Source organism: Staphylococcus sp. GDY8P85P (genome assembly GCF_017892405.1).
In the GTDB taxonomy this organism is placed as follows: domain Bacteria; phylum Bacillota; class Bacilli; order Staphylococcales; family Staphylococcaceae; genus Staphylococcus; species Staphylococcus borealis.
Genome location: NZ_JAESLA010000005.1, coordinates 35,249 through 60,880, shown reverse-complemented (window position 1 = coordinate 60,880; position 25,632 = coordinate 35,249). Strand labels below are relative to the sequence as shown.

The 25,632-nt window shown below is 33.8% G+C and carries 25 protein-coding genes and 1 tRNA gene; 24 read left to right on the top strand and 2 right to left on the bottom strand.

Going from position 1 to position 25,632, the window contains the following annotated elements:
- Nucleotides 1-7: 7 nt before the first annotated feature.
- The 9 genes from KA828_RS01380 to KA828_RS01340 all read left to right on the top strand — a co-directional run bounded on the left by KA828_RS01380 (nt 8) and on the right by KA828_RS01340 (nt 10,676).
- Nucleotides 8-2,359, top strand: a complete 2,352-nt coding sequence (locus KA828_RS01380) for an endonuclease MutS2 (RefSeq protein ID WP_210125258.1) — start codon at nt 8-10, stop codon at nt 2,357-2,359.
- 195 nt (nt 2,360-2,554) lie between these two features.
- On the top strand, nt 2,555-2,869 hold the full coding sequence (gene trxA, locus KA828_RS01375) for a thioredoxin (RefSeq protein ID WP_210125257.1): 315 nt from the start codon (nt 2,555-2,557) through the stop codon (nt 2,867-2,869).
- Between the two features lie 96 nt (nt 2,870-2,965).
- Nucleotides 2,966-4,753 carry an excinuclease ABC subunit UvrC gene (uvrC, locus tag KA828_RS01370; protein ID WP_075109222.1) on the top strand — a complete coding sequence of 596 codons (1,788 nt, stop codon included), beginning with the start codon at nt 2,966-2,968 and terminating at the stop codon, nt 4,751-4,753.
- A gap of 385 nt (nt 4,754-5,138) precedes the next feature.
- Nucleotides 5,139-5,753 (top strand): succinate dehydrogenase cytochrome b558 subunit, encoded by a 615-nt coding sequence (locus KA828_RS01365; protein WP_053029174.1) that lies wholly within the window; start codon nt 5,139-5,141, stop codon nt 5,751-5,753.
- Between the two features lie 124 nt (nt 5,754-5,877).
- Nucleotides 5,878-7,644 (top strand): succinate dehydrogenase flavoprotein subunit, encoded by a 1,767-nt coding sequence (gene sdhA, locus KA828_RS01360; protein WP_075109223.1) that lies wholly within the window; start codon nt 5,878-5,880, stop codon nt 7,642-7,644.
- On the top strand, nt 7,644-8,492 hold the full coding sequence (gene sdhB, locus KA828_RS01355) for a succinate dehydrogenase iron-sulfur subunit (protein WP_210125256.1): 849 nt from the start codon (nt 7,644-7,646) through the stop codon (nt 8,490-8,492). Before sdhA ends, sdhB begins: the two co-directional genes overlap by 1 nt.
- Before the next feature lie 277 nt (nt 8,493-8,769).
- Nucleotides 8,770-9,570: a glutamate racemase gene (gene racE / locus KA828_RS01350; protein ID WP_070855423.1), complete on the top strand. Its 801-nt coding sequence runs from the start codon at nt 8,770-8,772 to the stop codon at nt 9,568-9,570.
- A 15-nt stretch (nt 9,571-9,585) separates the two neighbouring features.
- On the top strand, nt 9,586-10,170 hold the full coding sequence (locus KA828_RS01345) for an XTP/dITP diphosphatase (RefSeq protein ID WP_210125255.1): 585 nt from the start codon (nt 9,586-9,588) through the stop codon (nt 10,168-10,170).
- Nucleotides 10,167-10,676 (top strand): YfcE family phosphodiesterase, encoded by a 510-nt coding sequence (locus KA828_RS01340; RefSeq protein WP_210125254.1) that lies wholly within the window; start codon nt 10,167-10,169, stop codon nt 10,674-10,676. Before KA828_RS01345 ends, KA828_RS01340 begins: the two co-directional genes overlap by 4 nt.
- 337 nt (nt 10,677-11,013) lie before the next feature.
- Here the strand turns inward: KA828_RS01340 and KA828_RS01335 are convergent.
- A tRNA-Arg gene (locus KA828_RS01335) sits at nt 11,014-11,087 on the bottom strand.
- Between the two features lie 683 nt (nt 11,088-11,770).
- On the opposite strand from KA828_RS01335, the gene KA828_RS01330 reads away from it, so the two are divergent.
- The 6 genes from KA828_RS01330 (at nt 11,771) to KA828_RS01305 (ending at nt 13,492) form a co-directional block, all read left to right on the top strand.
- A complete protein-coding gene (locus KA828_RS01330; RefSeq protein WP_011276028.1) occupies nt 11,771-11,905 on the top strand; it encodes a phenol-soluble modulin PSM-beta-3 in 135 nt (44 codons plus the stop codon).
- Between the two features lie 60 nt (nt 11,906-11,965).
- The gene (locus tag KA828_RS01325; protein ID WP_070855429.1) at nt 11,966-12,100 is read left to right on the top strand and encodes a beta-class phenol-soluble modulin; all 135 of its coding nucleotides are present in this window, start codon (nt 11,966-11,968) and stop codon (nt 12,098-12,100) included.
- Between the two features lie 53 nt (nt 12,101-12,153).
- The gene (locus KA828_RS01320; protein ID WP_011276028.1) at nt 12,154-12,288 is read left to right on the top strand and encodes a phenol-soluble modulin PSM-beta-3; all 135 of its coding nucleotides are present in this window, start codon (nt 12,154-12,156) and stop codon (nt 12,286-12,288) included.
- Between the two features lie 59 nt (nt 12,289-12,347).
- Nucleotides 12,348-12,482 carry a beta-class phenol-soluble modulin gene (locus KA828_RS01315; RefSeq protein ID WP_070855432.1) on the top strand — a complete coding sequence of 45 codons (135 nt, stop codon included), beginning with the start codon at nt 12,348-12,350 and terminating at the stop codon, nt 12,480-12,482.
- 64 nt (nt 12,483-12,546) lie between these two features.
- Nucleotides 12,547-12,681 (top strand): beta-class phenol-soluble modulin, encoded by a 135-nt coding sequence (locus KA828_RS01310; RefSeq protein ID WP_075108605.1) that lies wholly within the window; start codon nt 12,547-12,549, stop codon nt 12,679-12,681.
- Between the two features lie 109 nt (nt 12,682-12,790).
- Entirely contained in the window at nt 12,791-13,492 is a 702-nt protein-coding gene (locus tag KA828_RS01305) for a YjjG family noncanonical pyrimidine nucleotidase (protein WP_053029180.1), read from the top strand.
- 212 nt (nt 13,493-13,704) lie between these two features.
- Here the strand turns inward: KA828_RS01305 and KA828_RS01300 are convergent, their stop codons facing one another.
- On the bottom strand, nt 13,705-14,148 hold the full coding sequence (locus KA828_RS01300; protein ID WP_210125253.1) for an N-acetyltransferase: 444 nt from the start codon (nt 14,146-14,148) through the stop codon (nt 13,705-13,707).
- Nucleotides 14,149-14,337: 189 nt separating this feature from the next.
- Between KA828_RS01300 and bshC the strand changes: the two genes are divergently transcribed.
- The 9 genes from bshC to ftsA all read left to right on the top strand — a co-directional run bounded on the left by bshC (nt 14,338) and on the right by ftsA (nt 25,630).
- Entirely contained in the window at nt 14,338-15,951 is a 1,614-nt protein-coding gene (bshC, locus tag KA828_RS01295; RefSeq protein ID WP_210125252.1) for a bacillithiol biosynthesis cysteine-adding enzyme BshC, read from the top strand.
- Between the two features lie 142 nt (nt 15,952-16,093).
- On the top strand, nt 16,094-16,525 hold the full coding sequence (gene mraZ, locus KA828_RS01290; RefSeq protein ID WP_053029183.1) for a division/cell wall cluster transcriptional repressor MraZ: 432 nt from the start codon (nt 16,094-16,096) through the stop codon (nt 16,523-16,525).
- Between the two features lie 14 nt (nt 16,526-16,539).
- Nucleotides 16,540-17,475 (top strand): 16S rRNA (cytosine(1402)-N(4))-methyltransferase RsmH, encoded by a 936-nt coding sequence (gene rsmH / locus KA828_RS01285; RefSeq protein ID WP_075108608.1) that lies wholly within the window; start codon nt 16,540-16,542, stop codon nt 17,473-17,475.
- Nucleotides 17,476-17,488: 13 nt separating this feature from the next.
- A complete protein-coding gene (ftsL, locus tag KA828_RS01280; protein WP_053029185.1) occupies nt 17,489-17,890 on the top strand; it encodes a cell division protein FtsL in 402 nt (133 codons plus the stop codon).
- Entirely contained in the window at nt 17,871-20,189 is a 2,319-nt protein-coding gene (locus tag KA828_RS01275; RefSeq protein ID WP_210125251.1) for a penicillin-binding protein, read from the top strand. The genes ftsL and KA828_RS01275 overlap by 20 nt, the downstream gene beginning before the upstream one ends.
- Nucleotides 20,190-20,432: 243 nt before the next feature.
- Nucleotides 20,433-21,398 (top strand): phospho-N-acetylmuramoyl-pentapeptide-transferase, encoded by a 966-nt coding sequence (gene mraY, locus KA828_RS01270; protein WP_053029187.1) that lies wholly within the window; start codon nt 20,433-20,435, stop codon nt 21,396-21,398.
- A 1-nt stretch (nt 21,399) separates the two neighbouring features.
- Complete coding sequence (gene murD, locus KA828_RS01265) at nt 21,400-22,749, top strand: UDP-N-acetylmuramoyl-L-alanine--D-glutamate ligase (RefSeq protein WP_053029188.1); 1,350 nt, start codon at nt 21,400-21,402, stop codon at nt 22,747-22,749.
- A gap of 15 nt (nt 22,750-22,764) precedes the next feature.
- Nucleotides 22,765-24,090 (top strand): FtsQ-type POTRA domain-containing protein, encoded by a 1,326-nt coding sequence (locus tag KA828_RS01260; protein WP_210125250.1) that lies wholly within the window; start codon nt 22,765-22,767, stop codon nt 24,088-24,090.
- Between the two features lie 103 nt (nt 24,091-24,193).
- On the top strand, nt 24,194-25,630 hold the full coding sequence (ftsA, locus tag KA828_RS01255) for a cell division protein FtsA (protein ID WP_075108612.1): 1,437 nt from the start codon (nt 24,194-24,196) through the stop codon (nt 25,628-25,630).
- Nucleotides 25,631-25,632 lie beyond the last annotated feature (2 nt).

Here is a 25,632-nt window from a genome sequence, read left to right as displayed (position 1 = left end):
GGATTGTATGAGACAAAAAACATTAGACGTCTTAGAATTTGATAAAATTAAGTCATTTGTTGCTTCTGAGACAATCAGTGACTTAGGACGTGAAAAAGTGTCTAAGATGTCTCCAGCCACAGACTTTGAAACAGTGGAATTTCAAATGAATGAGACAGATGAAATATCACAAATTTATAATAAACATCGTTTACCAAGTTTAAGTGGTTTAGCCAAAATTTCGCCATTAATTCATCGAGCAACGATTGGCGGTGTACTTAATGTAACAGAACTTAATTTGGTTAAACGTTTGATACAAGTTCAGAACCAGTTTAAAACATTTTATAATCAATTGTTAGAAGAAGATGAGAACGTTGTTAAGTATCCAATTTTGAATGACAAAATGAACCAATTACCAATTTTGTCAGATCTATTTCAAGAAATAAATGAAAAATGCGATACACATGATTTGTATGATAGCGCGAGTTATGAATTACAAGGGATACGTAGCAAGATTTCAAGTACGAATCAACGCATTCGTCAAAATTTAGATCGTATCGTTAAGAGTCAGGCTAATCAGAAGAAATTATCTGATGCGATTATTACTGTAAGGAATGATCGTAATGTTATTCCAGTCAAAGCGGAATATCGACAAGATTTTAAAGGTATTGTGCATGATCAATCTGCCTCTGGTCAAACCCTTTATATTGAACCATCATCTATTGTTGAAATGAATAATCAAATTAGCCGTTTACGAAATGACGAAGCAGTTGAACGTGAGCGTATCCTGACAGAATTAACAGGTATGGTTGCTGCTGAAGCAGATGGTTGCCTAATTGCTGAATCTGTTATGGGTCAAATTGATTTTTTAACTGCTAAAGCGCGTTATGCACGTTCAATTAAGGGAACGAAACCTACATTTTATAAAGAAAGAACGGTTTACCTACCGAATGCTTACCATCCGCTCTTAAATAAAGATTCGGTTGTAGCCAATACGATTGAATTTATTGATGATATTGAAACAGTGATTATTACAGGGCCTAACACAGGTGGTAAAACAGTTACATTGAAGACACTTGGTTTAATTATCGTAATGGCGCAATCAGGGTTACTCATTCCTACTTTAGATGGTAGCCAATTAAGTGTCTTTGAAAATGTTTATTGTGATATCGGTGATGAACAATCCATTGAGCAATCATTATCAACGTTCTCTTCACACATGAAAAATATTGTTGAAATTTTGCGAGAGACTGATAAAAATAGTTTAGTATTATTTGATGAATTAGGTGCAGGTACTGACCCAAGTGAAGGTGCGGCGTTAGCGATGAGTATCTTAGACCACGTTCGCGATATTGGCTCATTAGTCATGGCTACGACACATTATCCAGAATTGAAAGCATATAGTTATAATCGTGAAGGTGTGATGAACGCTAGCGTTGAATTCGATGTTAATACGTTAAGCCCAACTTATAAATTATTAATGGGTGTACCTGGTCGTTCAAATGCATTTGATATTTCTCGTAAATTAGGACTTAGCTTAGGTATTATTAATAAAGCTAAGACGATGATTGGAACGGACGAACAAGAAATAAATTCAATGATTGAATCTCTTGAAAAGAATTCAAAACGTGTCGATGAACAACGAATTGAATTAGATAGACTGTTAAAAGAAGCGAGAACAACGCATGATGATTTAGAACACCAATATGAACAATATAAAAATTACGAGAAGAAATTGATGGATGAAGCGAAAGAAAAAGCAAATCAACGTGTCAAATCTGCGACTAAAGAAGCGGATTCAATCTTAAAAGAATTAAGAACATTACGCGATCAAAAAGGTGCCGACGTTAAAGAACATGAGCTTATCGATAAGAAGAAACAATTAGATGATCAATATGAAGCAAAATCGTTAAAACAAAATGTTCAAAAACAAAAATATGATGAAATCCATGCAGGTGACGAGGTTAAAGTGTTATCGTATGGTCAAAAAGGTGAAGTCTTAGAACTCGTAAATGAAGAAGAAGCAGTGGTTCAAATGGGTATCATTAAAATGAAATTACCTATTGAAGATCTTGAAAAGACTAAAAAGAAAAAAGAAAAACCATCTAAAATGGTCACTAGACAAAATCGTCAAACGATTAAAACGGAATTAGATTTACGTGGTTATCGTTATGAAGAAGCAGTAGGCGAATTAGATCAATATATTGATCAAGCCGTTCTCAGCAATTATGAACAAGTTTATATTATTCATGGTAAGGGCACTGGGGCACTTCAAAAAGCCGTTCAAAACCACTTAAAGAAACATAAAAGTGTGAAATCGTATCGTGGCGGTATGCCAAGTGAGGGCGGCTTTGGCGTAACAGTTGCTGAACTTAAATAAGTTACATTGACGTCTAAGCAGTGTTGTTGATTTTTTTAGAAAATAACGTACAATTAAGCCAGTGAAAATAAAATAAGATGAATGAGATTTGATGATTATTGACAGATCATTAGTAAATGAGCAACTGCGATGCACGTGCCACTAAAGTCTGTTATAATTTGCTCATCATTCAAAATTTAAGGAGGATTGGCATTTATGGCAATCGTAAAAGTAACGGATTCAAACTTTGATGAAACTATTCAATCAGGCGTTAAATTAGTAGATTTCTGGGCGACTTGGTGTGGACCTTGTAAAATGATCGCACCTGTATTAGAAGAATTAGCTGGAGACTATGATGGTAAAGCTGATATTTTAAAATTAGATGTTGATGAAAACCCATCAACAGCAGCTAAATTTGAAGTAATGAGTATCCCAACTTTAATCGTATTTAAAGATGGTGAACCAGTTGATAAAGTAGTAGGTTTCCAACCTAAAGAAAACTTAGCTGAAGTATTAGATAAACATCTATAAGAATATTCTAAACATTAATGAGACTGGGGCATTACATAAATGTAATCGCTCCGTCTTTTTTATATGTAGTTAATCTCTTAGGAAGGAGGGGATACATTGTCAGACTACAAAACTAAAATAAAAGATAAATTAAGTGTAGTTCCTTTTGAACCGGGTTGTTACTTAATGAAAGATCGGAATGACCAAGTGATTTATGTTGGTAAAGCGAAACGTTTAAGAAATAGATTGCGTTCCTATTTTACCGGTGCACATGATGCGAAAACAACAAGATTAGTAGGAGAAATCCGAAATTTTGAATTTATAGTCACTTCAAGTGAAACAGAATCCCTACTTTTGGAACTAAACTTAATTAAACAGTATCAACCTCGCTATAATATTTTATTAAAAGATGATAAAAGCTATCCTTTTATAAAAATCACTAAAGAGAAACACCCTAAGTTAATTGTTACCCGTACCGTAAAAAAAGGAACTGGAAAATATTTTGGACCATATCCTAATGCCTATTCAGCACAAGAGACTAAAAAATTATTAGATCGCATTTATCCATTTAGAAAATGTGACAAAATGCCAGACAAATTATGCCTTTATTACCATATCGGACAATGTATGGGACCATGTGTTTATGATGTAGATCAACAAGCCTATGCACAAATGACTCGTGAAATAAGTGACTTTTTAAATGGAGAAGATAAAACCATTCTCAAAAATTTAGAGGATCGTATGATGGATGCGAGTGAAAAATTAGACTTTGAACGTGCGAAAGAGTATCGCGATTTAATACAACATATTCATAATTTAACTAAAAAACAAAAAATTATGTCGTCAGATAACACCATCAGAGATGTGTTTGGTTATAGTGTTTCTAAAGGATGGATGTGTATTCAAGTATTCTTCATTCGACAAGGGAATTTGATACAAAGAGATGCGACAATGATTCCTTTACAACAACAAACTGAAGAAGAAGAATTCTATACATTTATAGGTCAATTCTATAGTTTAAACCAACATATTCTGCCCAAAGAAGTGCATGTTCCTAAACATCTAGATAAGACTATGATTCAATCCGTAGTTGATACTAAAATTGTTCAACCGGCGCGTGGTGCTAAAAAAGAAATGGTGGATTTGGCTAATCATAATGCCGAAGTTGCACTTGAAAATAAATTCGAGCTAATTGCAAAAGATGAATCTCGTACAATAAAAGCAATTGAAGAGCTCGGAGAACGAATGGGCATTCAAACACCAATCCGTATTGAAGCATTTGATAACTCAAATATTCAAGGAGTAGATCCCGTATCAGCCATGGTTACTTTTGTTGACGGTAAAGCAGATAAAAAAGGATATCGTAAGTATAAAATTAAAACGGTCGATGGACCAGATGATTACAAGTCAATGCGAGAAGTCGTTCGTCGTCGTTATACGCGTGTTTTGAATGAAGGATTGCCTTTGCCTGATTTAATTATCGTCGATGGTGGGAAAGGGCATATGTCAGGTGTATTAGATGTCCTTGAAAATGAACTAGGCTTAGACATTCCCGTTGCTGGATTAAGAAAAAATGATAAACACCAAACGTCAGAATTACTTTATGGACCACAAGCAGACGTTGTACCATTGAAAAAGAATAGTCAAGCATTTTATTTATTACATCGAATTCAAGATGAAGTTCACCGTTTTGCAATTACGTTCCATCGTCAAACACGCCAAAAAACAGGTTTACAATCTGTATTGGACACTGTTGACGGCATCGGAAGTAAACGTAAGACGCGTTTATTAAGAACGTTTGGATCGATTAAGAAAATGAAGGAAGCAAGTGTTGCTGACTTAAAACAAGCAGGTTTACCTGAGAAGGTTGCACATAACTTACAACAAGCTTTGTCAGATAATTAATTAAAAAAAAGGGCTATGAGAATTATTCTCATAGCCCAAAAACATATAAAAAATGTTACAATACAGTTAACAAAAAGTTTATTTTTTTAAGAAAGTATGGAAGCGTTTTCTAATTGAGAAACATTATCATTAAAGTGTTTTTAGAAATGATTAATGTAATACTTGCATTTATCATTAAAAAATAACGAACTCAATTTACTTTTTTAAGTCCTACTTGTTTACATAGTTCTGATTGGAACGTCTATTGATGAAGAAATGTCAGGATCCTTAAATAAGACAAGTACTAAATAAAATAGTAAATCGTTATGTGATATATGGACTTGATTAAATTAACTTTCTTAGAAATAAGCGATTTAAATTAATAGTTTTACAGGGGGGACTCCTTTTGGCAAAGTCTAAAAATGAATTCTACCTTAGACGTGTACACTCGTTACTAGGTATTATTCCAATTGGTGCATTCTTAATCGTTCATTTAATTGTGAACCATCAAGCAACACAAGGGGCAGAGGCTTTTAATAAGGCAGCTGGCTTTATGGAATCAATTCCGTTTTTACTCGCAGTTGAATTTTTATTAATTTACATTCCGATTTTATACCATGGTCTATATGGTATCCACATTGCATTTACAGCTAAAGAAAATATCGGCCATTACTCATTATTTAGAAACTGGATGTTCGCATTACAAAGATTCTCAGGTATTGTGACATTTATATTTATCTTCATGCATTTATGGCAAACGACAATTCAAAAATACTTCTTTGGTAAAGCAGTTGATTTTGAATTGATGCACAAAACACTTGAAAACCCACTTTGGGTCATTGTATATATCGTTTGTGTATTATGTGTTATTTTCCATTTCTCTAATGGTTTATGGTCATTCTTTGTAACATGGGGATTCTTACAATCTAAACAATCTCAACGTGTTTTCACTTGGATTTCTTTAGTTGTATTCTTAGTTCTTGGATACATTGGTGTATCAGCAATTTTCGCATTTGTATAAAACATAAATAGTAATCACATATAGTACGTTGAAATTTTTGATAAGTAATTGATTTAGGTGCTTATCATATGAGCTTACGTAAACACGTTAAGCGATCGATATATTTTAGGGGAGTGACTTTTCTATGGCAGAGAAAAAAATTATTGTTGTCGGTGGAGGACTTGCCGGTCTGATGTCAACAATTAAAGCTGCAGAACAAGGTGCGCATGTAGATTTATTCTCAATCGTACCTGTTAAACGTTCGCACTCTGTATGTGCCCAAGGTGGTATTAACGGTGCGGTAAATACCAAAGGTGAAGGGGATTCTCCTTGGATTCACTTTGATGATACAGTCTATGGTGGGGACTTCTTAGCGAACCAACCACCAGTAAAAGCTATGGCTGAAGCTGCACCATCAATTATCCATTTATTAGACCGTATGGGTGTAATGTTTAGTAGAACGAAAGAAGGTCTTTTAGACTTTAGACGTTTCGGTGGTACACTTTACCACAGAACCGCTTTTGCAGGTGCTACTACAGGTCAACAACTATTGTATGCACTTGATGAACAAGTACGTTCATTCGAAGTAGATGGACTCGTTACGAAATATGAAGGATGGGAATTCTTAGGTATAGTCAAAGATGATGAAAATGCTGCAAGAGGTATTGTTGCTCAAAACATGACCACTTCAGAAATTAAATCATTTGGATCAGATGCAGTTATCATGGCAACAGGTGGTCCGGGTATCATCTTTGGTAAGACAACAAACTCAATGATTAATACAGGATCAGCAGCATCAATTGCCTACCAACAAGGTGCTAAATATGCAAACGGGGAATTTATTCAAATTCATCCTACTGCCATTCCTGGTGACGATAAATTACGTTTAATGAGTGAGTCAGCACGTGGTGAAGGTGGTCGTATTTGGACGTACAAAGACGGTAAACCTTGGTACTTCTTAGAAGAGAAATATCCTGATTACGGTAACTTAGTTCCTCGTGATATTGCAACGCGTGAAATCTTTGATGTATGTATTAATCAGAAATTAGGTATTAACGGCGAAAACATGGTTTACCTTGACTTATCTCATAAAGATCCACATGAATTAGACGTTAAACTTGGTGGTATCATTGAAATTTATGAGAAATTCACAGGTGATGACCCACGTAAAGTACCGATGAAGATTTTCCCAGCGGTTCACTATTCAATGGGTGGTTTATATGTGGACTATGATCAAATGACAAATATTAAAGGCCTATTTGCTGCTGGTGAATGTGATTTCTCACAACATGGTGGTAACCGCTTAGGAGCGAACTCATTACTATCAGCAATCTATGGTGGTACTGTCGCAGGACCTAATGCGATTAAATATGTAGAAAATGTTGAAACAACATATACTGAATTAGATGATAGCATTTACCAAAAACGTGTAGATGAAGAACAAGAACGTTTTGACAAATTATTAAATATGCGTGGTACTGAAAATGCATACAAACTTCACCGTGAACTTGGTGAAGTTATGACAGCGAACGTAACAGTTGTACGTGAAAATGATAAATTATTAGAAACAGACAAAAAAATTGTTGAATTAATGAAACGTTATGAAAATATTGATATGGAAGATACGCAAACATGGAGTAACCAAGCTGTATTCTTCACTCGTCAATTATGGAACATGTTAGTTTTAGCACGTGTTATTACAATTGGTGCATACAATCGTAATGAATCTCGTGGTGCGCATTACAAACCAGAATTCCCTGATCGTAATGATGATGAGTGGTTAAAAACAACATTAGCTGAATATCAAGGTAGAGAAGAAGCACCTAAATTTACTTATGAACCAGTCGATGTAAGTTTAATTCCACCACGTAAACGTGACTATACAAGTAAGTCTAAAGGAGGTAAAAAATAATGGCTGACAATCAATCAGTAAAAGAAACTCCCGAAGAACTTCGCCAAAACGATAGTAAAACAAATGAGAAAGAACAACAAAAGCCAAAACAAAAATCAATTAAATTGATTATTAAACGACAAGATAATCAAGACTCTAAACCATATGAAGAAACATTCGACATTCCTTATAAAGAAAACATGAATGTGATTGCATGTCTCATGGAAATTAGACGTAACCCAGTAAATAGTAAGGGTGAAAAAACAACACCTGTTACTTGGGATATGAACTGTTTAGAGGAAGTTTGTGGTGCTTGTTCTATGGTTATCAATGGTCGTGCAAGACAATCATGTTCAGCAATCGTTGATCACCTAGAACAACCAATTCGTTTAGAACCAATGAGTACGTTCCCTGTAATACGTGATTTACAAGTAGATCGTACAAGAATGTTCGATAACTTGAAACGTATGAGAGCATGGATTCCAATTGATGGTACGTATGATTTAGGACCAGGACCACGTATGCCTGAGAAAAAACGTCAAACCGCTTACGAATTGTCTAAATGTATGACTTGTGGTGTTTGTTTAGAAGTGTGTCCGAATGTTACACCTAAAAATAAATTCGTTGGTGCCCAAGCAATTTCTCAAGTTCGTTTATTCGACTTACATCCAACAGGTGCAATGACCAAAGACGAACGTTTAGATGCGTTAATGAGCGCCGGTGGTTTACAAGAATGTGGTAATTCTCAAAACTGTGTGAATGCTTGTCCTAAAGGTATTCCTTTGACAACGTCAATCGCTGCTATGAATAGAGAAACAACATTCCATATGTTTAAATCATTCTTCGGTTCAGATCATAAAGTTGATTAATACTTTTTAAAAAGTTAAAGATAGCAAAAATCATAATTAGTGACAACTTAACGAATTTACAGTAGTTGATAGAACTGAGAAAATGTGTAAATCAAACTTTTCTCAGTTCGAGTCATATGTAAGGGGTAGGGCAATGAATTCAAAAAGAATTATGTCCTACCCCTTACTTTTTTGTTGTCATTTAAATGTGTAAAAACGTTTACTCAATCGGATTAGTCAAACTCTCAACATGTATATGGTAAAATAACTATACTATGTGTTATAAGGATGAATGAAAATGAATAAACCAATTGGTGTTATAGATTCAGGCGTAGGTGGTTTGACTGTAGCAAAAGAAATTATGCGTCAATTACCTAATGAGACAATATATTATTTAGGAGACATTGCAAGATGTCCATATGGTCCAAGACCTGGAGATGAAGTAAAAGCATTTACTACACAACTCGCTAACAAACTAATGCAGTTTGATATCAAAATGCTAGTTATAGCGTGTAATACTGCGACTGCTGTTGCATTAGAATATTTGCAACAAGTGTTGCCTATTCCTGTTATTGGGGTTATTGAGCCAGGCTCCAGAACGGCAATTATGACAACTAAGAACCAAAAAGTTTTAATTCTTGGGACAGAAGGGACAATAAAATCTGAAGCGTACAGACATCATATTAAACGCATTAACCCTAATGTGCATGTATATGGCGTAGCTTGTCCTGGTTTCGTCCCGTTAGTTGAACAAATGCGCTACAATGATCCTACCATTACAAGTATTGTCATTCATCAAACGTTAAAACAGTGGAGAAATACAGATGCAGATACAATAATTTTAGGTTGCACACACTATCCATTGTTATATAAACCAATCAATGATTACTTTGGAGGAGAGAAGAAAGTTATTTCCTCTGGACTAGAGACAGCGCGTGAAGTAAGTGCTTTATTAACGTTTAGTAATGAACACGCGAGTTATACGCGCCATCCAGAGCATCGATTTTTCGCTACTGGAGATACCGTACATATTAAAAATATAATTTTGCAATGGTTAAAATTAGATGTTGAAGTTGAGCGCATCAGTGTAGATGCTTAGTGAGGAGGAATTATAATGGCAGATATCGTAATCGCTACAAACAATAAAGGTAAAATTAATGACTTTAAATCTATCTTTCCCCACGATAATGTGATAGGTATATCAGAGCTTATCGCAGATTTCGATGTAGAGGAAACTGGAACAATTTTTGAAGAAAATGCACGGTTAAAGTCAGAAGAAGCTGCAAAAGTGTTAAATAAACGTGTTATCGCAGACGACAGTGGTTTAGAAGTATTTGCGTTAAATGGGGAACCGGGTGTCTATTCAGCTCGATATGCAGGTCTAGACAAGAGCGATGATGCTAATATTGATAAATTATTAAAGAATTTAAATGGTATTGAAGAGCGTGAGGCACAATTTGTTTGTGTCATTAGTATGAGTGCACCTAATGAGCCGACGCAAACTTTCAAAGGAACAGTATCTGGTGTAATTACGACTGAGAGACAAGGTGAGCATGGTTTCGGATATGATCCTGTATTTTATGTTCCTGAAAAAGGTAAAACCATGGCACAACTCACAACAACAGAAAAAAGTGAAATTAGTCATAGAGGTAATGCAATTAAGAAATTAAATGCTTATTTGGAGAGTGAATCAATATGACAAAGTGGCTTATCGTCAGTGATAATCATACAGAACCTGGTATTTTATACCATATTTATGAATCACATAAAGACGCTGAAATGTTACTACATTTAGGTGACTCTGAATTCGAATACAATGACACAGAGTTAAGTCTATTTAAAAGAGTAAAAGGAAATTGTGACTTTTATCCTGAATTCCCAAATGAGGAAGTTGTAGAAGCTAAAGGTATTAGAGCCTTTTATACACATGGCCATTTGTATTCAGTTAATCAAACGCGCATGCACTTAGCTGAGAAGGCTAAATCACTTGGATGTCAATTTGCTTTCTATGGTCATACTCACGTCGCAAAATATGAACACTTCAGTGGTGTACACGTTATTAACCCAGGCAGTATATCGCAGTCGCGCAGTAATATTGAAGAAACATTTGCAGAACTCCGCATTGATGAACAAAATATGAATGCAATTTTAAACTTTAGAAATCGTGACAACCGTATTATAGAAACAATAGAATTCAAAATTTAGCAAAGAAACACTTAGGCAAAAGTCGTTGCCTAAGTGTTTTGATTTTTAGATAGGACAGAATTCAAATTAAATAAGTCATGTAGGATGAAGGTATTAAATTGAGAAGTAAAAACGAACCACTTCGGCACTTTATCTAGCAATAAGCGCATGGTTGCTTTCAATTATTAATTTAGTACTTACGTTTTAAATCATATTGAGGCTTGATAAATTAGAAAAAGCAGATATAAAAGTGTTAAGCACGTGTCAAAATAGGTCAGTTTTCTTCTGTTTTGTTCGAAAATAAAAAAGCCGGAAGCCTATAATACCGGGCTTTCGACTTTGTTCAAAAGTTATATAACGTCCTGGGAGGGATTCGAACCCCCGACCGATGGCTTAGAAGGCCATTGCTCTATCCAGCTGAGCTACCAGGACATGATTTTTTAACACAAGAATAATTATAGCTAAAGAAACCTTATTTATCAATAGCTTTGATATAAAAAAAGTTTATATTTTTCACTAATTATGCGCATTTGTAACTCTTACGAAACGAATTGACCAAAATTAGACGTTAAACCTTCTATATACTATCTGCCGATTTTGAATTTCAACGTTAGTTATCAATAGTAGTACGATGAAATGCGTGAAAAGGAATGGTATTGATAAAGTAATGTCATTTAATTAGTATGATCATTGATTAATACGCGTTTATTTACGATTATGCTTTGTTTTATGAATGAAAATAGACACAGATTAACTTAGCAAGGACTATAATTGATGAAATAAACTGTTTAAGCGAGGCTTTTATAATCTAATTTTAAGCGAATGTAAAGGTATTGTAAACGTTTGCAGAATTGTCTGATTTTGTACAACATATATGAATGCCTAAGTGTATTCTAATAAATCAAATGCCTACAGTTTTGATGTTTAATGTTTGAGTTAAGAAAGATAGAACGCAAAACCAACAAATCGGTATATAGTATAAGTATCAAAACGATAGGTAAACAAAAACTTACCAATTCATCGTTTTTAGTTTTAAGAAATAGCTTAATGTATTTCGAACAAACGAGTGCATTAAGATTCAAATATTCTAACTAAAAAGAAATGGAGCGATTTAAATGTCAAAATTAGTACAAGCAATTTCAGATGCAGTTCAAGCAGGCCAAAACCAAGATTGGGCTAAATTAGGTACAAGCATTGTAGGTATCGTAGAAAACGGTGTTGGCATTTTAGGTAAATTATTCGGATTCTAATATTTCGACTAATAACATTTCATCAAAATATAAATCTACATTATAAAGGAGATTATTATCATGGAAAAAATCGCAAACGCAATCAAAGGTGCAATCGAAGCAGGTCAAAACCAAGACTGGACTAAATTAGGTACAAGCATTTTAGATGTAATTTCTAACGGTGTAACAGAATTAAGTAAAATCTTTGGTTTCTAATATCTTAAAACTTACAGTTTAAATATATAAATAAAAGAAATGGAGCGATTTAAATGTCAAAATTAGTACAAGCAATCTCAGATGCAGTTCAAGCAGGCCAAAACCAAGATTGGGCTAAATTAGGTACAAGCATTGTAGGTATCGTAGAAAACGGTGTTGGCATTTTAGGTAAATTATTCGGATTCTAATATTTCGACTTAAACATTTCATCTAAATATAAATAAACAGTACAAAGGAGATTATAATCATGGAAAAAATCGCAAACGCAATTAAAAGCGCAATCGAAGCAGGTCAAAACCAAGACTGGACTAAATTAGGTACAAGCATTTTAGATGTAATTTCTAACGGTGTAACAGAATTAAGTAAAATCTTTGGTTTCTAATTCAACGCTTTTTTTAAAACTTAGTTAATATCATAAATATACAAACAGAAATGGAGAGATAAATATGCAAAAATTAGCAGAATCTATCGCATCAGCAATTCAATCAGGTCAAGATAAAGACTGGGGTAAAATGGGTACTGACATCGTAGGTATCGTAGAAAACGGTATTAGTGCTTTAGGTAAAATCTTCGGTTTCTAATATAAATTTTAAGTCATATGGACCAGGGCAAGCGCTCTGGTCTTTTTTTAATTTATAGATCAATTTCTGTTAAAATACATAGTAGTAAATAATGAGTAAGGATGAAACGATGAAATATAATACAATTCTATTAGACTTCGATGATACTTTAGTTGATTTTTATGATGCTGAAGATAAAGCATTTCATAATATGGCAAAGCATTATCAACATTATCCAACAGCTGAAGACTTTCAATTTTTTAAACAAATTAATCAAGCACATTGGGAGGCATTTCAAGAAAATAAACTTACTAAAGAAGAAGTTCTATCCCACCGTTTTATTGAATACTTTAATCATTATGGTATAGAAGTTGATGGTAAACAAGCGGATATTATGTTTAGAGACGAATTAGCAAAGGCACCTATTAAGCACTTTGATTCAACTTTAGAAACCATAGATCGCTTAGCTCAAAATAATGAACTGTATATCGTAACGAATGGCGTTACTGATACGCAAAAAAGACGTATTGCGCAATTACAGTTTAAAGATACATTTGCGGGTGTGTTTATTTCAGAAGAGACAGGCTATCAAAAGCCTATGATAGAATTTTTTGATTATGTGTTCGATGAAATTGGTGAAGCGAAACGAGAAAGTGCCATTATCGTAGGAGATTCGTTAACTTCAGATATATTAGGAGGCAAAAATGCTAATATCGCTACATGCTGGTTTAATATAAGAAACAAGAAGAACACCTCTAACATAGAGCCGGATTATGAAATTAAATCATTAGACGAATTAGTTAAATTAATTGAAATGGATAATGAAACATAGCTGAGTGCGGGGCTTAACGTAGCAGGTTCCGAACAGAGACGTCACACATATGTCAAGTTGTGCTAGTGAGCTATTAATTCTCAGTTTTTCAAAAATTAAAGCCAGTAAATGAATTAAGTCAAAACACATTTACTGGCTTTTTTCTAGTAATTGAATCTTGGTTTTTATATAGAAATGATTTGAATCACTTTTTTGTTCACGCTATGAAACGATTATTTAGGAGACCAAACAAGTACATCGTGGCCTTCAGGGTTTTTGGCATGAACATCTTCAAAATCTTGATTGATTAAAAAGTTTTTAGAATTTTGACGTGCAATCGCTTTGATAGGCATATTATAAGATTTGGCATAATCAATGAGTGATTGGCCGTATCCTTTATTTTGGTACTTCTCTAATACTTCCAATTTCCATAATAGTAAATAGTCATCAAATTCTGGAAAATAAATTTCCTCAACATCACCTTTTTTTAACAACGCCATACGCGCAACAAGGTTTTCACCATGGAAAATGCCATAGAATGGTGAATCGGAACTAGCGTCTATCATTTGACCTTGTAGTTCTTCTACCATGTATAAATCTTTGTTTCCAAACGCTCTAAAAGCTTCAAATAACTCGTCTGTTTTATAATTAATTTCAAGATGTTTAACTTTACTCATTTTCGTTATCCCCCTTATTTCTTTAGTTTTATTATAACTTAAATAATATGTAAATTTCATTCAATTATATTTTCCTTAGCAAAGACATCTTTTACAATACTATTTATAATTTTTTAAGCCGTAAAATTGTCATATAGTGCTATAATCTTTATACTATATGAGTAATAGCTATGTTGAAGGAGTATAGATATGGACTGTCGAGTAACTCAGTTTAAAGAAAAAGATTTATTTATTTCAAAATTAAAAGAAAGTGACAAGCGATTATTAGCGTTTTATCAGTATGATCCTGTTGCATCATCTAGCTTCACTGCGAGAATGGAACGTCCAAATAATGGTAGAGAACAACAATTAGCACAAATCATTAAAGACGAAATGGCAGATTTAAAATTAACGACTTCTCAACTAGAGCACATAGAGGCGCTTGGACAAGGTGCAAAAGTAGTCATCGGTGGTCAACAAGCCGGTCTATTTGGTGGACCTTTATATACGTTCCATAAAATACTTTCAATTGTTACGTTAAGTAATCAACTAACTAAAGCATACGGTGAAACGGTTGTACCAGTATTTTGGATTGCCGGGGAAGATCATGACTTTGATGAAGTCAATCATACGTATGCATATAATGGCAATGAGGCACAAGTAAAGAAAGTTAAATATCATACAATGACACCACCAGAAACTAATGTTTCAAGATATACACCTGATAAGGAAGCACTAATCAATGCATTAAATCTTTTCTTCAAAGAATTAAAAGAAACTAAGCATTCTAAACCTTTATATAACTTATGTGTGGATATTATTAATACGTTTGATACATGGACAGATATCTTTAAAGCTTTATTACATGAAGTCTTTAAAGATTACGGTTTGTTACTCATTGATGCACAAAATAATAACCTTAGACAACTGGAGAAACCATTATTAAAAGAAATTGTAAATCATCACGCTAAAATTGATCAGGCATTTAGACAAACACAAGAGCAAACTATTGAGGCTGGGTTAACACAAATGATTCAGACTGACACGAATGTTCATTTATTCCTTCATGAAGATGGGATGCGACAATTAATTACAAGAGATGGGGACTATTTTAAATTAAGTAAGTCTGAGAGCACTTTCTCAGAAAAGGAACTCATGGAATTGATAGAAGCTGAGCCAGAGCGATTCTCAAACAACGTTGTCACAAGACCAGTCATGGAAGAATGGTTATTCAATACTGTAGCATTCATAGGTGGCCCAAGTGAGATTAAGTATTGGGCAGAATTAAATGGTGTGTTCCAATTACTAGATGTTGAAATGCCTATTGTTTTACCACGTATGAAAATCACTTATATGATGGAGAGAACAGAAAAGCTATTGAAGCAATACAATTTGAATGTTGAAAAAGTAATTCAAACTGGTATTGATGATGACAAAAATAAATTTGTACGAGAAAAAGCATCCAACACCTTCATTCAACAAGTAGAAGAATTGCAAGCTAAACATGACAATGTATATGAGCAATTATTAAATGAAGTTCAAGGAAATCAAGACAATTTAAATTTAGTTACTAAAAATAGAGACATTCATCATAAACAATTTGATTATTTACTTAAGCGCTATTTATTAAATATTGAACGAGAAAATGATATTAGCATGAGACAATTTAGAGAATTGGATTTCGTATTACATCCTCACCACGGACTGCAAGAAAGAATTTGGAATCCACTCCAAATTATGAATGATTTTGGGATTGATGTGTTCAGTCCCTCCACTTATCCACCACTTGAATACACATTTGATCAAATCATTGTAAAACCTTAATAAATCAGGCATTAGCCCTATTTTATCGAAATGATAAAATAGGGTTTTTTTGTATAGAAAAAAGAATTTTAAGATATTTTACAGAATTAGTGGAGGATAGTGGGGATATGTGGTAAATTATAAATAAGGTGAGGTGATAATAATGTTCATGGGAGAATACGAGCATCAACTTGATGCTAAAGGACGTATGATAATTCCATCTAAGTTTAGATATGACTTAAACGAACGTTTTATTATCACACGAGGCCTTGATAAATGTTTATTCGGTTACACACTTGAAGAATGGCAACAAATAGAAGACAAAATGAAAACCTTACCTATGACAAAAAAAGACGCACGTAAGTTTATGCGTATGTTCTTCTCAGGTGCGATTGAAGTGGAATTGGATAAGCAAGGGCGTATTAATATTCCTCAAAATTTAAGGAAATACGCTAATTTAACAAAAGAATGTACAGTAATAGGCGTCTCAAATCGAATTGAAATTTGGGACAGAGAAATTTGGAAAGATTTTTATGATGAATCTGAAGAAAGTTTCGAAGATATTGCTGAAGATTTAATAGATTTTGATTTTTAATGGAGGAATAAGTCGTGTTTCATCATATTAGCGTCATGCTCAACGAAACAATAGATTATCTAGACATCAAGGAAGATGGTATTTATGTAGACTGTACGCTTGGTGGCGCGGGTCATGCTCTCTATTTATTAAATCAATTAAACGATGACGGTAGATTAATTGCGATTGATCAAGACACAACAGCATTAGATAATGCTAAAGAAGTATTGAAAGATCATCTACACAAAGTCACGTTCGTACATAGTAATTTTAGAGAATTGACTGACATTTTGAAAAATTTGAACATTGAAAAGGTAGACGGAATTTATTATGACTTAGGCGTTTCGAGTCCACAATTAGATGTTCCAGAGCGAGGATTTAGTTACCATCATGATGCCAAACTGGATATGAGAATGGACCAAACGCAGCAACTTAGCGCATATGAAGTAGTCAATCAATGGCCATATGAAGCGCTTGTTAAGATTTTTTATCGTTATGGAGAAGAAAAATTTTCTAAACAAATAGCGAGACGAATCGAAGCACATCGTGAACATCAGCCTATCGAAACTACATTAGAGCTAGTTGACATCATCAAAGAAGGCATTCCTGCTAAAGCTCGAAGAAAAGGTGGTCATCCTGCAAAACGTGTATTTCAAGCTATACGTATAGCAGTCAATGATGAGTTATCTGCATTCGAGGATTCAATTGAACAAGCGATTGAGCTTGTGAAAGTTGGAGGCAGAATTTCAGTAATCACTTTCCACTCTTTAGAAGACAGATTATGTAAGCAAATGTTCCAAGAGTATGAAAAGGGTCCTGAAGTGCCACGAGGGTTACCAATTATTCCTGAAGCTTACACACCTAAACTTAAAAGAGTAAATCGTAAACCAATAACGGCAACTGACACAGATTTGGATGAAAATAACAGAGCGCGCAGTGCAAAATTACGTGTTGCAGAAATTTTAAAATAAGGAGTAATTGACGATGGCTGTAGAAGAAATATATGAACCATATGAAGACGTCCAGCACAATAGTATACCGAAACAACAACCTCAACCCAAACCACAAACACGAACTGTCACAAAAAAGGTTGTAGTTCAACTCACAAGGTTTGAGAAATACTTATACATAACACTTGTTACTGCAATTGCAGTTATTGCTATCTATATGCTATCTTTAAAAATGGATGCGTATGATACTAATGGAAAAATTGCAGATTTAGATTCTAAAATTGAACAACAATCAAGTGAAAATAGCGCGATTCAATCTGAAATAAAGAAAAGTTCTTCTTACCAACGCATTTACGACAAGGCTAAAGCACAAGGTATGAGCCTAAATAACGACAATGTAAAGGTAGTGCGTACAAATGGCGAAGCGAAAAATTAAAATTAGAAAAAATAAATTAGGAGCAGTCCTCCTTGTTGGTATATTCGGACTGCTCTTTTTTATATTGGTTTTAAGATATGCGTACATAATGATTACAGGTCATTCAGATGGACAAGATTTAGTTATGCGAGCAAATGAAAAGTATCTTGTTCAAACCAATGAACAGGCGGAACGAGGTAAGATCTACGATAGAAACGGTAAAATTCTCGCAGAAGATGTAGAAAGATACAAAGTTGTGGCTGTTGTCGATAAAAGTGCAGGTAAAAGTGGTGATAAACCACGCTATGTTGAAGATAAGAAAAAAACTGCTAAAGCATTATCTAAAATTATAGATATGAAACCTGAAGAAATTGAAAAAAGGCTTAATCAGAAAAAAGCATTCCAAGTAGAATTTGGGCAAAAAGGAACCAATTTAACGTATCAAGATAAGCAAAAACTCGAAAAAATGGATTTACCTGGCATCACATTATATCCAGAAACTGAACGATTTTATCCAAATGGTAATTTCGCGTCTCATTTAATTGGGATGGCTCAGAAAAATCCGGATACAGGCGAATTAAAAGGTGCACTTGGTGTAGAAAAAATCTTTGACAGTTATTTAAGTGGTACTAAAGGTGCGTTGTCGTATATTCAAGATATTTGGGGATATATAGCTCCGAATACTAAAAATGAAAAATCACCTAAACGTGGCGACGATGTTCATTTAACGATTGACTCTAATATTCAAGTGTTCGTAGAGGAAGCACTGGATGATATGGTTAAGCGATATCAACCAAAAGATTTATTTGCTGTTGTGATGGATGCACAAACGGGTGAGATCTTAGCTTTTAGTCAACGACCTACGTTTAACCCAGAAACTGGCGAAAACTTTGGAAAAAAATGGGCAAACGACTTATATCAAAATACGTATGAACCTGGTTCAACATTTAAATCATTCGGTTTAGCAGCAGCTATACAAGAAGGTAAGTTTGATCCTGATAAGAAATATGAGTCTGGACACCGTGATATTATGGGGTCTCGAATTTCTGACTGGAATAGAACTGGTTGGGGAGAAATCCCAATGTCTCTTGGATTCACTTACTCTTCAAATACATTGATGATGCATTTACAAGACCTTGTAGGTGCTGACAAAATGAAATCTTGGTATGAACGATTTGGCTTTGGTAAAAAAACAGGCGGCCTATTTGATGGTGAAGCTGAAGGCCATATTGCCTGGTCAAATGAATTACAACAAAAAACATCATCATTTGGACAATCTACAACTGTAACGCCAGTACAAATGATTCAGGCACAATCTGCTTTCTTTAATGATGGCAATATGTTGAAACTTTGGTTTGTTAAAAGTATTAACAATCCAGTTTCTAAGAAAACATTCTATCAAGGCAAAAAAGAATTTGCGGGCAAACCCATCACTGCTTCAACTGCAAGTAAAGTAGAAACTGAACTAGATAAAGTAGTTAATAGTAAGAAAAGTCATGCGATGAACTATAGAGTAGACGGCTATGATATTGAAGGTAAAACTGGTACCGCCCAAGTAGCAGATGAAAATGGTGGCGGTTATGTTAAAGGTGAGAACCCTTACTTTGTAAGTTTCATAGGCGACGCACCTAAGAAAAATCCTAAGGTTATCGTTTATGCTGGAATGAGTTTAGCTCAGAAAAACGACCAAGAAGCCTATGAAATGGGTGTAAGTAAAGCATTTAAACCAATCATGGAAAATACACTTAAATATTTAAATGTAGGTTCTAAAACTGATGAAACAAAATCAGCACAATATTCAAAAGTTCCGAATGTATCAGGACAGTCTACAGATAAAGCGAAAGAAAGTCTGCAATCTGAAGATTTACAAGCAGTAGTTATTGGTAATGGAGATAATGTTAAATCGCAATCGATTAAACCAAACAAAAAACTATTGCCTAATAGTAAAGTGCTTTTATTAACCGATGGCGATATCACAATGCCAAATATGAAGGGTTGGACAAAAGATGATGTGCTTGCCTTCCAAGAATTAACCGGCATTAACGTTACAACAAAAGGTAGTGGTTACGTCACAAAACAATCGGTTACGAGTGGGACAACATTAAAAGATAATAGTAAAGTTGAAATTGAATTATCTACTGAAGACCCTGATGACACGTCGACAAATGCTAGTGCTAATGATTCAACATCAAATGATGCTTCTAATAAAGAACAATCAAGTGATGATTCGTCAGATAAAGACAAATCAAATTCGTCTTCTGACACTAGTGGGGAAGACAACAAAGAAGATTCATCTCGTTCATCTGGCCAAGACGAGTAGTCCAGTACGACGCACAACGCTAGTAAGTAATCAGACATTGTCTTGAAAAGGTAGATGATGAGGTACAGGTATTGGATGAACACTGATGTTTTTATAAATTACGCATCATCAAAGTGTTTCATTCAATACTGTACTCATATTTAAATGAATTCACTTACAAATATTGATAAAATAAATAAGATATTATAACGAAGTTAACTCAGAGTACAACGTTTAAAAATTAAATATATAAAGGAGACCATTATGCTTTTTATACTCGCGTTTATCGCACTACTAATTACTTTTATTTTAGTACCAATATTAATCCCAACACTTAAGCGAATGAAATTTGGACAAAGTATTCGTGAAGAAGGTCCGCAAAGTCATATGAAGAAGACAGGAACACCTACAATGGGTGGCTTGACTTTTTTAATTAGTATTATCATTACGTCAATTATTGCAATTTTCTTTGTAGATAATTCAAATCCAATCATATTATTATTATTTGTAACCATTGGTTTTGGTTTGATTGGCTTTATCGATGATTACATCATCGTAGTTAAGAAGAACAATCAAGGTTTAACAAGCAAACAGAAATTTTTAGCACAAATCGCTATTGCAATAGTATTCTTTGTACTTAGTGACGTATTTCATCTTATAGCGTTTTCAACTGATCTAAATATACCTTTTACAAATATTAGCATTCCATTATCATTTGCTTACGTTATTTTTATCGTATTTTGGCAAGTTGGATTCTCAAATGCTGTGAATTTAACAGATGGTTTAGATGGCTTAGCAACAGGACTATCAATCATTGGTTTTACAATGTATGCCATTATGAGCTTTGTTTTAGATTCACCAGCAATTGGTGCATTTTGTATCATAATGATTTTTGCTTTATTAGGTTTTCTACCATATAACCTTAATCCTGCAAAAGTATTTATGGGTGATACAGGTAGTTTAGCCTTAGGTGGTATTTTTGCTACAATCTCAATTATGTTAAATCAAGAATTATCATTATTACTAGTTGGATTAGTATTTGTAATCGAAACAGCTTCAGTTATGTTACAAGTTGCTTCTTACAAACTTACAAAAAAACGTATCTTTAAGATGAGCCCAATCCACCATCACTTTGAATTAAGTGGTTGGGGAGAATGGAAAGTTGTAACAGTATTTTGGACAGTTGGTTTAATTTCAGGATTAATCGGATTATGGATAGGAGTGCATTAGCATGCTCGATTATAAAGGATTAGAAAATAAAGATGTCCTTGTGGTAGGATTAGCAAAAAGCGGATATGAAGCAGCTAAGTTACTAATTAAACTAGGTGCAAATGTAACAGTCAATGATGGCAAAGATTTATCTCAAGATCCACATGCCAAAGATTTAGAAGCATTAGGTGTTAAAATTGTTGATGGGGGGCATCCTTTATCGTTACTTGATAATAATCCTATTATTGTCAAAAACCCTGGTATCCCATACACCGTTTCTATTATAAAAGAGGCTTATCAACGTCATTTAAAGATTTTAACTGAGGTCGAATTAAGCTATTTAATATCTGAAGCACCTATTATTGCAGTTACTGGTACCAATGGTAAAACAACTACCACTTCTTTAATAGGGGATATGTTCAAGAAAAGTAGATTGACTGGTCGTTTATCTGGAAATATAGGTTATGTGGCATCTAAAGTAGCACAAGAAACGTCGCCAGATGAATTTCTTATAACTGAATTGTCATCTTTTCAATTATTAGGTGTAGAGCAATATCGTCCGCATATTGCAATTATTACAAACATATATTCAGCGCATCTTGATTATCACGAAACGCTTGAAAATTATCAAAATGCTAAGAAACAAATTTATAAAAATCAAACCGAAGATGATTATTTAATATGTAATTATCATCAAAGACAATTAATTGAGTCAGAGAATTTAAAAGCTAAGACACTGTATTTCTCTACACATCAGGAAGTTGACGGTATTTACATTAAAGATGGCTTTATTATCTATAAGGGCATAAGAATCATAAATATAGATGATTTAGTTCTACCAGGTGAGCACAATTTAGAGAATATTCTAGCTGCGGTATTGGCCTCTATTCTAGCTGGTGTCCCAATAAAGGCCATCGTTGATAGTTTAACGACATTCTCCGGCATAGATCATAGATTGCAATATATTGGCGCCAATCGCACGAATAAATATTATAACGATTCTAAAGCTACGAATACATTAGCAACACAGTTTGCATTAAATTCCTTTAAACAACCTATAGTATGGTTATGTGGTGGTTTAGATCGTGGGAATGAATTTGATGAATTAATTCCTTATATGAAAAATGTTCGTGTTATGGTTGTTTTTGGTCAAACGCAAGAAAAATTTGCTAAACTTGGCAATAGTCAAGGCAAAATCGTCGTCAAAGCTACAGATATTGAAGATGCAGTGAAAAAAGTACAAGATGTAGTTGAACCGAATGATGTTGTCTTATTATCTCCAGCTTGTGCAAGTTGGGATCAATATAATACATTTGAAGAACGTGGAGAAAGATTTATAGAGAGCTTCCGTGCCCACTTACCATCTTATTAAAGGTTGTGAAATCAAGTGAAAGATAAACGACGTAAAAATAATAAGGTGAGCTCGATTCAAAGTCTTATCGAAAAGAGAAATCGAGAACTAAATAATGAAGACCACCTTTCAAATCATGTAAATAATAATGACTTACCCACTGATGATGACCAATTGTATAAAATAAAAAAGCAAACTGATGAATCAAATCGAGAAAATGAGAACAATTCAGCAGACACACAGAAAACGGAAAGCCAAATCAAGGATTCTGAATCATTAGAACAAAATACATCTAGTGATCCATCGCATAAAAGCATAGAGAAAAAAGCCGAGAATAATCATAGTCATGATAGTGAAAAACCAGAGAAAAGGCATACGCTTTCTACTCAATCAGAAGAACCTACGCACAAATTTACTGTCAAAGATAGGTTGAAAGAATTTAACGATAATCGTAAGAGACGAAAGCGTGAAAAGGATGCTCGATTCGATCATTTATCACCTCAAGAAAGAAAAGAACAACTAAGAATTCAGCGAAGGAAACGTCAAAAAAGAGTTCAGTATATTATCCTAACCGTTTTAATACTGTTAATTATCTTATTTTTACTTTATATGTTTACACCACTAAGTAGAATTTCAAATATTAAAATTAGTGGAAATAACAACGTAACTGATAGTCAAGTTGAAAAAGCTTTAGATGTTAAAGACAATTCAAGGATGTATACGTATAGTAAACGTAAAGGGATTCAAAATCTGAAGAAAAACGATTTAATCAAAGACGTTAAAATAAAAAAACAATTACCTAATACATTGAAAGTACAAATAACTGAAAATCAAGTTGTGGGTGTTGTCAAAGAGAAAAATAAATATGTGCCAATCATTGAAGGCAACGAAGAATTGAAAAACTTTGATGGTAATATTGCCAGTAGCGGTCCAATTATAGATGGATTTAAGGGTGAAGAAAAAGATAATATGATTAAAGCGTTGTCTAAGATGTCTCCAGAAGTGAGAGCTATGATTTCAGAGGTGAGTTACGCACCCAAACAAAATAGTCCTAATCGAATTCTTTTATATATGCAAGATGACATGCAAGTAGTAGGTAATATCAAAACAATTGCTAATAAAATTAAATATTACCCTCAAATGTCACAATCTTTAGCGAAAGATGATTCAGGAAATCTAAAAACACAAGGATATATAGATTTATCTGTAGGTGCATCATTTATCCCGTATAATGAAAATAGTAGCGGAGATTCTAAATCTGATCAAAATGTTCGTCAAAAATCACAACAAGAAACAGATGCAAAAGATGAGTTACAAAGTGCATTAAATAAAATTAACGAACAATCAGATTCAAATAATTAAAAAATTTCGATATTAATATGTGTTTATAGTTCACAAGCCTTTCGACGTATTGTAAACTAAACATAGTGTATTTTAATAGTAATTTGTCAGGAGGTGCCTATCTATGGAGGAACATTACTATGTAAGCATAGATATTGGTTCATCAAGTGTAAAAACAATAGTAGGCGAGAAATTTCACAATGGTATCAATGTGATAGGTACAGGACAAACCTACACTAGCGGTATTAAGAACGGATTAATTGATGATTTCGACATTGCTAAACAAGCAGTTAAAGATACAATTAAAAAAGCTTCTATCGCATCAGGTGTAGACATTAAAGAAGTTTTCTTAAAATTACCTATCATAGGTACAGAAGTATATGATGAAGCAAATGAAATTGATTTTTATGAAGATACTGAAATAAACGGCACACATATTGAAGAAGTGCTAGAAGGTATTCGTCAAAAAAATGATGTAGCGGATACTGATGTCATTGATGTTTTCCCGATTCGTTTTATAGTAGATGGGGATAACGAAGTATCAGACCCTAAAGAATTAATTGCTAGACACTCATTGAGAGTTGAAGCTGGGGTTATTGCAATTCACAAATCTATTTTAATCAACATGATTAAATGTGTAGAATCATGTGGCGTAGACGTTTTAGATGTTTATTCAGATGCATATAACTATGGTTCTATTCTTACTGCCACTGAAAAAGAATTAGGCGCGTGTGTTATTGATATTGGTGAAGATTTAACACAAATAGCCTTTTATGAACGTGGCGAATTAGTAGATGCTGATTCAATTGAATTAGCAGGTCGCGATATTACTGATGATATTGCTGAAGAATTAAATACTACATATGAAACAGCTGAAAAGATTAAACATCAGTATGGTCATGCTTTTGCTAATTCAGCATCAGAACAAGATGTATTCAGCGTTGACCAAGTAGATAGTGATGAATTAGTAGAATATACTCAAAAAGACTTAAGTGCAGTAATTGAGAGAACAATGCAAGATATCTTTGATGAGGTATTTGATGTATTAGTCGACTTAGGTTTAACACGAGTAAACGGCGGTTTCATTGTAACAGGTGGTTCTTCAAATTTATTAGGCGTTAAAGAATTACTCAATACGATGGTAAATGAAAAAATTAGAATTCATACACCATCACAAATGGGTATCAGAAAACCAGAATTCACATCAGCGATTTCTACTATATCTAGTAGCATCACTTTTGATGAGCTGCTAGATTATGTTACAATGAGTTATCAAGATAATGATGAATTTGAAGAAGAAGTTATTGAAGATAACGAAAAAGAGCATACTTCTAAATCTGGTGGATTTGACTGGTTTAAACGTAAGTCAAATAAAAATGAAGATACTTATGAAGAAGACTACAACGAACCACATGAAAGAACAGAAAAAGTAGACGACGATGATAAGTATGAAAGCCATGAAACTCATCACGATACGACAGAACATTATGATGATGATCAAGAAAAACCTCAAAAAGAAGAGGGTAAATTTAAAAAACTTATGAAATCTCTATTTGAATGATG